The organism is Fluviirhizobium alvei (assembly GCF_030551875.1).
GTDB lineage: Bacteria > Pseudomonadota > Alphaproteobacteria > Rhizobiales > Rhizobiaceae > Rhizobium_E > Rhizobium_E alvei.
In genome coordinates this window covers 227,291-239,619 of record NZ_JAUOZU010000009.1, presented here as the reverse complement: position 1 = coordinate 239,619, position 12,329 = coordinate 227,291, and the positions used below count along the sequence as shown (strand labels likewise).

Below are 12,329 nucleotides of genomic sequence, written 5' to 3'. Positions count from 1 at the left end.
ATCGTCCTCGCAAACGCGTTGCTCCGGAAAAATCAAAAATGGGAGCCAAGACACCCTTGATCAAAACGGATACTCTAGCCGTCGCAAGTCCGCAGCCGTGTAGTCTCGGCGAATATCAAGCGCTGTTCCCATGGCGAAATCTCCTTCCGCCATGTTGAATCATGATTTGCCCGAAATCGGAATCCCGTGAGTCAATTTCAATGAGCGCTGGTATTAACGAGCCGGCCTCCAAACAACTGCACCCGCTCGGAATAGGTTTCCGTTTTCTTTAGCCGATATCTGCAATACGACAGCATCAGGCAAGCGATCCTCAGCCTTCCAGTCGTCGAGCCATTCAATTTCGTTGTTGCTCTTGCGGACAAGATAGCGAAGCCGCATCCCGGCCACAGAGGACAGCAAGATATCTCGTTGGACGGTGCTTGCGTCCTTTGCTCCGGAAACCCGACGCGGCGCTATTGAACGGACCAAATCCCCCCCGGCTTCCATCTCATAGCGCACCTGGCGCAAGCCCCGTGCCTTGAAGCCAGTGGGCACGATAGAAACGAAGGCTATGTGATGTGGTCCTCCAAACAGGAGCGCGCGCCTGTCACCTTCGATTGATGGAAGTGTCAGTGCATTGCGGACATCCGCCATGATTACATCGGCGACGCGTTCGAGCCTGTTCTGCGCCTGCGCCCGCTGCTCAATCGCGACGATCGGGCGCATCTGGATCATCATTGCAAATACCAGGCCTGCCATCACCGACGTCAATGCAAGAACGATCAAGATCTCGATAAGCGTGAAACCATCTGCAGTCGCCTTTGCTACCGGACGGCTCTCATCCAGATCCTGTTGGGACCTCCCGGAACGCGTAAGACCAAGTGTCGATGATAGGAACCGATTGTCGGTCTTCAGCGCGTTCATTGGGGAGCCGAGATGTAATAGCTCTGATATTGCACCAGAGCCCGACCGGACTTATCAGACACATCCAGCCGAAAGGAGATGAGCTTTGTTGGCTGATCTTTGGCTGCAGAAACATCCACTCGCCGGATGGCCCATACCAGCTTTCCATCTGTTCCGCGTTCGGTTTTCTCGGGTCCTGCGGTCCGAACAAAGTGTTCGGCAATCAGCCTTTGGGCCAGTTGCTCGGCGATACGCAAGTCTTGCGCGCGGCGGAACATTTTCATCGCATAGCCAACCGAAACGCTCGTCGCCCCAAGGACCAGCGACAAGATCACAAATGCAACGATCGTCTCGATCAATGTAAAGCCAGCTTCCCTATTCGCCATGGCTGAGCGACCGTTGGCTTAGTCCCGTCAACCAATTGGTCACGACGGTTACGCTTCGACCGTCAGGGCCGCTCAGCGCTATTTCAACGCCGGAGGAGGTACCGTCTGGCAAAAAATAGACTTGAAGCAGACGCGTGTCCGTGATCGTTTCTTTTCCCAGCTTCACTGTGAGCCCAAATGCGGCCGGCAACTCAATGACTGGGCTGATTTTGTCGAAGAACTGTTTCCTCTGAAGATCAATCGTTACAGATTGCTCGGTTCCGACATTCAGCGCCCTCGCATTAGCGTCGTTCATGAGGGCTGTGATCTCGGATGCATACTGATCGGTCGCCTTCAGCCGCCGCAACGCCGTCAAGCTCAGCGTTCCGATGGAAAACACGAGGGCTGTTATGGCAAGAACCACCACCATTTCGATGAGGCTGAAGCCGGCATTCCGATCTTCCGGTGAGGGGCGCTTCATTGCAGAGCCACATCGTTGATGCTGAGAATTGCGCTCATGACGGAGACGATCAATCCGCCAACCAGAATGCCCATGCCGATGGTGACCACAGGCGAGATTACACTAACGAGGCGATCCAGTTTCGTCTTCACATCCCGATCCAGCAATCTTGCTGAACGCTCGAGCATATCGGGTAACCGATTGGCTTGTTCACCGACAGCAAGCAGCGCCAGAGTGGAATCATCGAGGAGCCGGACCGATTTTACAGCCTGCAAAAAGCCCTCCCCCTTGACGACCCGGTTCCGGACGTCCTGCAACAGAGGATGGAAATAGGCGACAGGGCAGGCGCGAACCGCAAGGCTCAAAGCCTGACTGAACGGTACACCATTGGCAGTCAGGAGGCCTGCGGCCTGTAAATATCTGGCTAATGCCTGTTGGCGCCGTATAGCCCCAAAGTATGGAAGCCTGCCGATCATTCCGGACCAACGTGCCCTAAAGGTGGGTCGTCGAACCGCCATGACCAGTACCGCTATGATCAGGGCCGATGCTATGAAGATCAAATCAAAATTGCTTCTCACCGCATTGTTGATTGCTGACAGGAAAACCAGAAGGAACGGCTTTTTTTCTTCCGCATTGTCGAAGATCGGCGAGAGGGAAGGCACCAGATAGAATGTCACCATAAAAATGGCCATCACCATGGCGGCGAGGAGGAACAAGGGATAGGCAAGTGCCCCCCAAAGAGCAGCACGACGGGCTTCCTGCTCCAGGAGGTCCGTGGCAATTGCGGAGATCACCTTTTCCAGCCGTCCGGAGTTTTCACCGCTCTCCAGCAGCGGAATTATGCTCTCGGGTAAATTGGGCGCGTTTGCGAATGCCGTTGAAAGCCTGTGTCCCATACGAAGCTCAGCAACAATCTGCTTGAGCGCATCCATCAATCTCGCATTTCGCACGCTGAATGTGAGGGCCGTCAGGGCTGCATCGATGTTAAAGCCTGCCTGCAGCAAAATGCTCAGATCATAGAAAAACTGACCGTACTTGATACGTGTGAACGACGGAAAACCTTGTTTAAAAAGGTTGGTTCCTTTGTCCGGCTCACTGGAAATCTGGTAGGGGTGAATCCCTGCTTTCGCCAGTTTTCGCCCGGCTTCATTCACCGACCCGGCTTCGATAGCACCATCGACCTTCCTGCCATCTTTCACTGCGCGATAATGAAACTGGGTCACGAAGAAACCCCGCTTCCAAGCACTCTCGCCAGCTCTTCAATCGAGGTTTTCCCCTTTTCAACCAGGCTTTTTCCGCATTCCGCGAGCGTCACAAATCCGGCTCTCTTGCACGAGGCTGCGATTTCCGCCTCAGTAGCCTCGGAGGTGACCATCGATGCCACAGTCTCATCAACAGTGAGAAGCTCATGGATGACCGTGCGGCCCGAATAGCCGGACCCACGACAATCTGGACAGGTTGGTTGCGGCTCTGTCCCGCGGCATGATGTGCAATAGGTGCGCACCAGGCGCTGCGCGAGAACACCCCGCACCGTCGCGCCAATCAGATAGGGCTCGATGCCCATGTCGATCAGACGCGTCAAAGCTCCTGCAGCACTGTTGGTATGAAGTGTTGTCAGCACCAGATGGCCAGTCAATGCTGCTCGCATGGCGATCTGGGCGGTCTCCTGGTCACGAATTTCTCCAACAAGGATAACATCCGGATCCTGTCGGAGGATCGAACGCAACGCTGTCGCAAAATCGAGACCAAGTGCGGCTTCGACCTGTAACTGGGTAATGCCTTCGATCCGGTATTCAACCGGGTCCTCGACAGTGAAGATCTTGATGTCTGGGCGGTTTATGAGCGAAACCAGCGCATAAAGTGTCGTTGTCTTGCCGCTCCCCGTCGGACCGGTGATAACAAAAACACCATTCGACATTTTTGCAAAACTCTCGATCTGGCGCCGGGATGGCTCATCATATCCCAAAGACGCAAGTTCGAGGGAAACACCGTTCTTTCTGAGGAGTCTCAGCGCCAGCGTTTCGCCATGAGCGCTGGGGACCACCGAAACACGAAAATCAATTTCCTCGCCCCGTATCGACAACCGCATTCGCCCATCTTGCGGCAGACGTCGTTCGACAATGTTCAATCTGGAGAGAATTTTGATGCGTGAAACAATGCCGGCATGCATGAGTTTCGGTGCCGTTTCAGCGACCCGCAAGATCCCATCCCGCCGAAAGCGGATTTGAACGCGTTCCTCCAGCGGCTCGATATGGATATCGGTCGCATTTTCTTCGAGCGCTCTTTGTATGATGCGATTTACCAGGCTGACGACCGGAGCAGAGAGCGCGATATCCTGCAACCGTTCAAGGTCATCGCTGTGCGCCTCCTCGGCCTCACCGCCAACTGAAGGATCGGCATCGTGGCGAGTCAGATGAAGACGAGCAACCTCTTCCAGTTCCTTGAGTTTGGCTCGTGACGCCAGGACAGTTTGGACCGGGCAATCAAAGAAATAGCGAGTGGCCGCAAAGGCATCCAGATCGAACGGATTGGCGGTCGCGAGCGTCAGCCCGTCATCATCCCGGGCAATCGGGAAGATAGCATTGTCGGTAGCGAAATCGATTCCGATCGTCTTTACGAGCGAAGCCAAATGGTCCGCATCAAAATCTTCCAACAATGGCAATCCGAGAAAGTCTGAGCTTTGCTTCAGGAAGGCATCTTCCTTCATCAGACCAAGTTCCGTGATCACGATGTCGACAGCCTGATTGGTCGCCTTGATGACGGCTTTCACACGCTGGGCGCCTTCAGCGCTCATTGATCCATTCGCAACGAGATAGGCCAACATCCCGTCCACGGAAAAGCCCGGGTCCTTAGTCATTTTTCGGCAATCCCGATCCGAACCCGAGAAGAGCCATGCACTCCGGCAAAGGCACGCGATTTTCGACGGGCGCCTTCGTACCTAAAGTTTCGGCACCTGTCGCGCCGACCGTCGAAACGAGCAATCTGATGTCGCCATGATCGTTTCGATAGGTGTTTCTTAGAGTAACGCCGTCTTTGCCAGACATTTTTACATTGATCAGCACATCGAATGGTTCTCCTTCATCGTCTTGTTCAATTGCATTTTCTGCCAAGGATTGATCGGACAAAATGAAGTCACGCAACTCGGGCTGTGCCGCGTTGATGTTTACGAGCCTGGATCTGCGATAGGCGGAGAAGAAAGAAGGCAATTTGCCGGGCGAGAAACCTTTGACATAAAAGATATCATTCAGCTCTTCGACATTTTCAAATGGCGCTCCCTTGAGTCTCGAGAGCTCCGCCTGCGACAGGTTGCTCTCGGCCGTGGATTGCCCACTCCGATAGCTTTCAACGTAGCCCTGAAGAAACCCGGCCTCCGGCTCGCCAAAGCCCATCGCCCGGAATCCCGCCATCAGCAACGCGGAGCCGGCGTGATTGATATCGATTTTTCCGCTATGCTCCTCGACTGAAAAGATCACCAGATCATTTCCATATCGGCAGTTGGCCTTATTGCCCGGATATTTCTCCTCATGCGTTCGGTCAAACGCAGCCCGGTAAGCAACCGCATCGCTCAAACCAAGTGCGAGAAACTCCAAGCGACTTTTGTCAATGCTGGCGCGCGATTGGTGGCTGGCAGACTGGATCGAGCGTGTGAAACCAATGATGACCGGGATCAGGAAAAGAGAAAACGCCACAACCGCGATCATGACATAGCCGTCACGAGAGTTACCTTTGCTCAGCATTTGTCGCCTCGTAAAGACTGAGCGGATAGGAGCAATTGTCTCGCTTTGCGCCAAGACACGAAAACTCGGCGTGATCCATGGAGGCTTTGTCGAGGCGCCATCCGTTAAATTCATCCCCGGGCTTCAACCATCGGGTTTCACCCGTTTCGCGATTCGTGATCAGAATGACAAACCCGCTGCCCTGCGATGCAACACCCAACAGGCGAAGATTGCGGGGTCGTTCGATGTTCTCTTCCGGCTCTTGTTCGGAGGCTTCATCAACAACCGGAGCGACCACCTCCGGCGCAACATAGGGGCGTCGGCTTGGGCTGAACAGCGGACGCCCAAAGGTCGCCCCAAACTCTTCGTCGCGCAAAACAGAGCTTGTGTCCGAGAGAGCTGCTTTGACTTTCGGTTCCTCCGATGACCGGTGTTCAGGCGCAAGCGGTGTCGTCTCAAACGTCACAAACAGACCGAGGGCTGAGATGCCACCCAGACACAGGAGAACCAGGATCGATTTGAACCATCCGATCATGAGCCCTCTTTTGCATCTGCCACCGGATTGCGGATTCCGGAAAACACAATATGCATGTTCAAGCTCGGCTCCCCGGCTCTGTCGTCATAGTCGTTTGAGACAATGTTCAGATTCTCGACGAATAGAGCCGGCCGTGAGGTCTCAATTCTGACCAGCAGATTCTGGAGCGATTTCCACGAACCCTCTATGTCTGCAGCGACGGAGACCGTGTTTTTCGAACTCATGTTAACGACCTCGGAAGACGCCAGTTGACCGCCGAGTTCATCGACCGTTTCCTGTAACCACGCCTGGAGTTTCGCGCCGACGACATCGCTGTTGGCACCGGTGAAGAAATCCTGGACTCTTTCATTGCCATCAGAAAGCGTAGCCTGATTGAGCGCATTGGCCGCCGCATCCAATCGCTGAAGATTTCCGAGCTGAACTCTAGCGTCCTGAAGCTCGTCGTAGGTACGTGACAGAAGCGAAACACCGCCCCAGACCAACATGAAAGCAGCCAGGCAAAGCGCCAGCGAAATGGACAGCGCCAGATTGCGTTGGAACCGTTGTGATGTACTGAACAATCGCGCCATCAGTTCAGCGACCATCGGAAACCTCAAGCTCAAAGCTGAATTGTTCTCCGTCGCGACCCGGGACCTTCAAAAACGCCGACGTCGATCGAACGGACTTGAAGTACCCATTTCCGCTCAGTTCGGGAACAATGCCAGCGGCAGACCCGGAGTAACCCCTTATGCTTACCTTGTTGCCATTTACCGCCAGGCTGATCAGATAGGTTCCGTCGTCAAGCAATGCGCTCAAAGTCTCGACTGTACGCACGACTGGTTCATAGGCATTTTTCCTGTTGGTGAATGACTTGAAGTTCGAAAGCAGTTCGTCTCTTTGTTTGAATTTTCGTCGAGCTTCTATAGCCTTTGGCTTGAGCGCCTCCACTTGGGCAGTCACGTTGTCCAGGCTTTCGATCATCGCCTGATATGTCTTGATTATCGGAAATAGCATCAGGGTTAGAACGGCGGCATAGAAGGCGAACTGAAGCACAAGCTTCGATCTCATCCGCTTCCGAAAGAACATTGAATTCAATGTGTAGGAATTCAGCGCTTCGGTCCGGTCTCCAACCGCAAACAGGACCGAACTGATCGAAATTCTGTGATCCAAAACCTCCTGAAGGACTGGATTCAGGATTTTTTTTGCAACCAGGAAATAGGCGGTGCCCCCCTCACCAAAACGCGAGGGGAAGAAGATATAGACATCCTCCAGAGCAAAGGGCGTATTCGCTGCAACATCCAACTCCGCCATACGTTGAGCGGTGGCAAAAGGCAGTCGCTGCGCTGAAAGACTGCGCTTGAGGTACCGGTCTTCCTCAAGGTAAAGCGCGACGTTTTTCACGTGGTCCGATTTCAACGATTGAAGCGCATCCTGCAGCGATCCCGCCAAAGCGCCGTCAGGATGAGACTGGGAAACGCCGAGCGTCACACCATTCCGCGCAATCCGGATCGTCGGCAGTCTTTCCCCAGGATTGGAACGATCGACCGTCGTTCGATCAAGCCTCACCAGAGCACTTATCTGACTGCCAAACCAGGCCAAAGCCTCCAACCAGATGGGCGGCGGCGCTGGTCTGCCGATCGCAAGCTCTGCCATTAGGGCAAGTCCTCGTCGAGCTCGCTTCCCCCCTCCCGACCGTCACGTCCGAGAGATTTGACAAGCGCCTCTCCACCATCTTCCGGCGCGCTATAGAGAAAGGCATTACCCCAGGGGTCCTTGAGCATATCCGCGTCCTTGAGGTAGGGGCCGCTCCAAGCTGTAACATCGGCGGGTTTCTTAGCCAGCGCACTCAAACCCTCGTCATTGGTTGGGTAACGTCCAGCGTCGATGTAGAAAAGTTCCAATGCGCTTTGCAGATTCTTGATCTGAATCTTTGCCGTCTCGACCTTAGCGGTCGACAGATAGTTCAACACCCGGGGGGCGACCAGCGCCGACAAGAGGCCGATGATCGCCAGGACGACGAGGAGTTCAACCAGCGAGAAACCGGCCTCTGCATCCGTTGCCCGCCTTCCCGCTCTCTGGATGTCCCGTTCTCGCTGTTCAAAATCCATAGATGGGCTCCCAGCCGGTTGTGGCCATATCGAGCACCCAGCAGCAGATCAGCGCGAGTGCGAGGAATGGGCCGAAGGGGATACGGCGCGTCAGTTGAATGGAACGCGTTGATAAAGACATAGCAAACGCGGCGACCAGAGCCGTTCCGGCAGCCATTCCGATGAAACCCGGAAGTGCGCTGATTGGCAGCCATGCCCCTGCTGCGGCAGCCATCTTCACATCCCCCAGCCCGAGGCCAATGCGCCCTGTAAGGCGCCAATGCAGCGTCCGGATACTCCAGAAAAACAGGAAGAAGGCGAACATGCTGATCATGATCGCTATAAACGGTACCGGACGCTGCAACTGCACCAGAATACCGGAACCGGCCAGCATCAGATTGGCCAGATCCGGTATGGTCTGCGTCCTGAAGTCATAGACAGCAATAAATGCAGACTGGATCGCCAGCAACGCCATCCCGGACACGAATATAGCCGTCATTGGAGCAACCTGTTCGCATCCCGCTTGATGCGTTTTGATGCTGTGTCGGACTGACCGAAATCCATCTTCTGGCGAAACTCATCGGTGATCTGGCGGGCTTCATCAGTGCTCCTGATCACGCGCGGCCGGATGAAGATCACCAACTCCGTTCTGCTGATCGTATCGAGCTTGGATTTGAAGGCATTGCCAACGAGCGGCACATCGCCGAGCACCGGCAGTTTCTTTTCCGTGCGTCCCTTCCGCTCTTGAATGAGCCCACCCAGAGCGAGGCTTTCGCCGTCATTGACCATAACCCGGGTGCTGAGCTTGCGCTGCTGGATTGTCGGAGAATCGATGCCGGAGCTTGTCGTCTGCACGACATCGCTGACTTCCTGCTGAATATCGAGCATAACCCGACCCGAACTGTTGATGCGGGGCGTCACCGAGAGAATGATACCAGTGTCCTTGAGATCGATCGAATTGACGATCGCCGAGGTTCCGGCGGTTGTATTGGCCGTGGTCTGGGTGACGATCGGAACCTGATCACCGACCTGAAGCGTTGCCTTCTGGTTGTTGGTCACCATCAAATTCGGTGAGGAAATGACCTTGACCTTGGTCACGCTCGAAATCGCATTGAGCGCCGACTGAACATCCTTGGCAGACAAGGTCCAGGAGAAGCCGGGGAACGAGGGCGTAGGGACCCCGTTCGATGTATCCGTCAATGTGTAGGCATTCGATCCCTGCTCGAAATACCAGCTCAGGCCAAATTTCAGCTGATCGTTCAGCGTCACTTCGGCTATGATCGCCTCCAGAAACACTTGCGTCGGCATGACATCGAGCTGCTCGAGAATGCGTTCGATCCGGCGATATTCGCGTGCGGTTGTCGAGATCAGAAGCGCATTCTTTTCGACATCGGCGACAATCCTCGGTGCGGATACCTCGCTTTCACTCACGGTGGCAGACTGATCCGCTGCATTGAGCGGCTGCTCGCCTTCACTCGCGTTTGGATCTGCGGTGTAGGAAGCAGGCGTCAGGTTGGGTGCAACATTTGTCGTTTTCTGTGCCGTTTCACCGGTTGCGAGCACTGACTGGAGCACCGTTGCCAGTTCCTGCGCCGGACGGTTCTGGATTTCATAGACAAACAACTGCTCGTCATTGGTTTCCGCTATCCGGTCCAGCTTGCGGATCCAGGCGGCAACCTTCGGCAGATATTCCTGCCGCGACGTGATCGCGAGCACCGAATTCAACCGCTCGTTCGGCAGAAACCGGATTGTTTTCGAACCGGCATCGAGGCCGAAAACCGTGTTGAGTTCGACAACCAGTGCCGTTGGCTTGGCAGTTTTCAGCGGGAAAAGCCCGACCGACATTCCCTTCATGAAATCGACATCGAAAACACCCACAGCATCGCGAACCGATTTCAATTCCGCCGAGTTACCGGCGACCAGCAGGAAATTCCGTTTGCTGTCGATCTTGAGCACAGTCCCCTTCTGGGTGATCGGCTCAAGAATGTTCTTCATTTCCGCCGCCGAGATGTAGCGCAGTTGAACGACCTGCAAGCGCAAACCCGGCCCCTTGGCATCAGTTGCTGAAACATCGATCGTCGGAGCGGATTTCAAGGCTTCCGATTCCGGTACGATATCGTAGCGATCGCCTCGCTTGACGATTGCCGCATGATTGACAGCAAGGGCCGTCTCCAAAACCTCCATCAGCGCATCTTTTGATACCGGATTGGTGGTTTGCAAGGTCACTTCGCCTTTTACCCGCGCATCGACCATGTAATTATAGGCCATGATGTCACCGAGAACGCGTTTCGCAACCTCCGCGATGGGGGCGCCAACCAGATTGAGCGTATAGCCCCCGTCTTCCGGTACGATCGCGTGCGAGATTGCCGCTCTGTTGTCACTGACAAACTGACCGCTGCCGGGAACGATGAAAGGCTCATTCGATGCGAGTTGCTGATTGTTGCGCACGACCTTTGTGCGACTACCATCATTGTGGCTCAAGGCCTTGTTCTGCCCGACACCATCCATCAGCGACTGCCAACGATCTTCCGACTGATCAGACGCGCAACCCGATAGAATTGCAAATGTTAGTATCGTTGCATATTTTGAGTTACGCACATGCTCGCTCCACGAGTACAGCGCAAAGAGTAGGTTTTTCGAACATGGCGGGAAAGCCGGAATCAGCAGAACTTCAGGATTATCAACAGGATTGCCGATCGGGGCGTTTAGAGATGAATCGGAGATGCATTCAATGATCGAAAAACCGCGGCAGTTCGTAACGACTGGCCCGTCGCCTATAACGCAAAACGCTCCCACCAGGGCAGCAACATGGACGGTCGGACGCAACTTCAGGCCTTCATCGACGGGCTGACAAAAAAGTCCGTCCTGCCCCCCGCAAAAAACGAAAGGAAGCAAGCCAACAACAGCGCAAAAACAGGCTTCAGCGCAAAACGAAACACGCGCCGCATGAACCCGCCTCAAGCCGCAGCACTGTCAGGTGAATACCGTCTCTGTAAATCCATCGGTCGAAGAGAATGGACCAATGGCATGTGATCAGAGAGGCGACGCATTAGGCGTAGTCATTTTAGAATGGATAATTTACTAGAAATTTTTGGTCCCAAAGGGCCACCGCCGCGAAATTTTACACATAGACTATTTCTGCTCCGATTTATCATATCAGTTTTTATGTAGAAACTGACGATTACGTTCTTACTTGGTGAACTTAAGATTGAGTCGAAAACACGCCCGTCCATTGATCCGACTTGAAAGATGGAAACATCTTTTACATATAGATCAAGATTATAAATATGAAGCCCTTTGCAATCGTTCAACTCTATAGAGATAGTTGCTGACGATCTACGAGCAGAATAAAGAATATCCTTATCTATGACGGCGTCGTATTTCATCCATGTCGAATTGACGGAAATATCGGGATAGATATTTGAACCCGGCTTACTGTTAACTACACCTACAGGTTCAAATTTCGTGTCAATCATCACTGTACAACCAGCAACCATAATGGCTAATAGTAAAGCGAATGCTAACCTAGTATTGGTCATATAAACACCCCTATTGCGCCTGCATCTCGGTCGTTGACCTATCCACTTCTGGCACACCAACGCTGTTTTCTTTTTTTTCATAAGACCGTTCCAAAATTTCTTTAGCCCCTATAAGATTCATCATAGGACCAAATTGCTCATGGTGCGCATCTGTTATAACATTCCTATCCGCTGTTTTTGTTGGAAGAAACGACACACCCCTTCCCAAATTACCAGCTCTTGCGATTGCATCGCTAAAATTTCCTTTTGGGGGCTTGGCCTCAACATTTACCCAATTATCGATAAAGTTTGGCTTTTTCTTGCCAAGGCCCTCCACGCCAACTGGATCCACAGTAATTAGATTGTCGATCTTTTGCTTTGCATTACGAGCTGCATTCGCCGCGGTTGTCGCCCCCCAACTATGTCCAACAATATTTATCGGCTCATTTTTCTTCGCGATTTCCTTTATTGCTTTTTCTATTTTATCTTTTTCTTTATGATCATAGTATCTTACATCTCTTTTTACGCCAATACTATTATAATACGCCTTATGTTGCTCCGCATATTGTTTGACTATATTTGATATTTCCTTATCCATAAAGCCACCGACAAATATATCAGCGTGCCCATTTGCATCACTATTGTTGACCGGATCATTTTCAGAATAGGCATACCGATTGGTCCCAACGCCCTCCTTTGTCGGTTCCCAATCATCGGGCGAAATAAATCGCGCATTGGCAGACGTGCCGAATGTCACGGCCATCATGCAGGCGGCGATCAAAAGGCA

At 53.3% G+C, this 12,329-nt stretch carries 15 protein-coding genes; 1 reads left to right on the top strand and 14 read right to left on the bottom strand.

All coding sequences use genetic code 11. The features are described 5' to 3' along the window. Positions 1–213 precede the first annotated feature (213 nt). The 12 genes from Q4481_RS14860 to gspD are packed head-to-tail and all read right to left on the bottom strand — an operon-like array spanning position 214 to position 10,532. Positions 214–903, bottom strand: coding sequence for a type II secretion system protein GspJ (locus tag Q4481_RS14860; protein WP_304377178.1), 690 nt, complete (start codon positions 901–903; stop codon positions 214–216). Then, complete coding sequence (locus Q4481_RS14855; RefSeq protein WP_304377177.1) at positions 900–1,241, bottom strand: type IV pilus modification PilV family protein; 342 nt, start codon at positions 1,239–1,241, stop codon at positions 900–902. The genes Q4481_RS14860 and Q4481_RS14855 overlap by 4 nt, the downstream gene beginning before the upstream one ends. A gap of 16 nt (positions 1,242–1,257) precedes the next feature. Then, positions 1,258–1,728, bottom strand: a complete 471-nt coding sequence (locus Q4481_RS14850) for a prepilin-type N-terminal cleavage/methylation domain-containing protein (protein ID WP_304377176.1) — start codon at positions 1,726–1,728, stop codon at positions 1,258–1,260. Further along, complete coding sequence (locus tag Q4481_RS14845; protein ID WP_304377175.1) at positions 1,725–2,930, bottom strand: type II secretion system F family protein; 1,206 nt, start codon at positions 2,928–2,930, stop codon at positions 1,725–1,727. The genes Q4481_RS14850 and Q4481_RS14845 overlap by 4 nt, the downstream gene beginning before the upstream one ends. Beyond that, positions 2,927–4,564 (bottom strand): GspE/PulE family protein, encoded by a 1,638-nt coding sequence (locus Q4481_RS14840; RefSeq protein WP_304377174.1) that lies wholly within the window; start codon positions 4,562–4,564, stop codon positions 2,927–2,929. Before Q4481_RS14840 ends, Q4481_RS14845 begins: the two co-directional genes overlap by 4 nt. Continuing rightward, positions 4,557–5,444 carry a hypothetical protein gene (locus Q4481_RS14835; RefSeq protein ID WP_304377173.1) on the bottom strand — a complete coding sequence of 296 codons (888 nt, stop codon included), beginning with the start codon at positions 5,442–5,444 and terminating at the stop codon, positions 4,557–4,559. Before Q4481_RS14835 ends, Q4481_RS14840 begins: the two co-directional genes overlap by 8 nt. Further along, positions 5,428–5,958, bottom strand: coding sequence for a hypothetical protein (locus tag Q4481_RS14830; protein ID WP_304377172.1), 531 nt, complete (start codon positions 5,956–5,958; stop codon positions 5,428–5,430). The genes Q4481_RS14835 and Q4481_RS14830 overlap by 17 nt, the downstream gene beginning before the upstream one ends. Next, the gene (gene gspM / locus Q4481_RS14825; protein WP_304377171.1) at positions 5,955–6,542 is read right to left on the bottom strand and encodes a type II secretion system protein GspM; all 588 of its coding nucleotides are present in this window, start codon (positions 6,540–6,542) and stop codon (positions 5,955–5,957) included. Before gspM ends, Q4481_RS14830 begins: the two co-directional genes overlap by 4 nt. Beyond that, positions 6,532–7,590 (bottom strand): PilN domain-containing protein, encoded by a 1,059-nt coding sequence (locus tag Q4481_RS14820; protein WP_304377170.1) that lies wholly within the window; start codon positions 7,588–7,590, stop codon positions 6,532–6,534. Before Q4481_RS14820 ends, gspM begins: the two co-directional genes overlap by 11 nt. Beyond that, the gene (gene gspG, locus Q4481_RS14815; protein WP_304377169.1) at positions 7,590–8,045 is read right to left on the bottom strand and encodes a type II secretion system major pseudopilin GspG; all 456 of its coding nucleotides are present in this window, start codon (positions 8,043–8,045) and stop codon (positions 7,590–7,592) included. The genes Q4481_RS14820 and gspG overlap by 1 nt, the downstream gene beginning before the upstream one ends. Further along, entirely contained in the window at positions 8,035–8,499 is a 465-nt protein-coding gene (locus Q4481_RS14810; protein WP_304377168.1) for a prepilin peptidase, read from the bottom strand. Before Q4481_RS14810 ends, gspG begins: the two co-directional genes overlap by 11 nt. 20 nt (positions 8,500–8,519) lie before the next feature. After that, complete coding sequence (gspD, locus tag Q4481_RS14805) at positions 8,520–10,532, bottom strand: type II secretion system secretin GspD (RefSeq protein ID WP_304377167.1); 2,013 nt, start codon at positions 10,530–10,532, stop codon at positions 8,520–8,522. Positions 10,533–10,832: 300 nt separating this feature from the next. On the opposite strand from gspD, the gene Q4481_RS14800 reads away from it, so the two are divergent. Then, positions 10,833–11,057 (top strand): hypothetical protein, encoded by a 225-nt coding sequence (locus tag Q4481_RS14800; protein ID WP_304377166.1) that lies wholly within the window; start codon positions 10,833–10,835, stop codon positions 11,055–11,057. A 26-nt stretch (positions 11,058–11,083) separates the two neighbouring features. Here Q4481_RS14800 and Q4481_RS14795 read toward each other — a convergent pair whose 3' ends face one another. Further along, entirely contained in the window at positions 11,084–11,563 is a 480-nt protein-coding gene (locus Q4481_RS14795; RefSeq protein ID WP_304377165.1) for a hypothetical protein, read from the bottom strand. A 10-nt stretch (positions 11,564–11,573) separates the two neighbouring features. After that, the gene (locus Q4481_RS14790; RefSeq protein ID WP_304377164.1) at positions 11,574–12,308 is read right to left on the bottom strand and encodes an alpha/beta fold hydrolase; all 735 of its coding nucleotides are present in this window, start codon (positions 12,306–12,308) and stop codon (positions 11,574–11,576) included. Positions 12,309–12,329 lie beyond the last annotated feature (21 nt).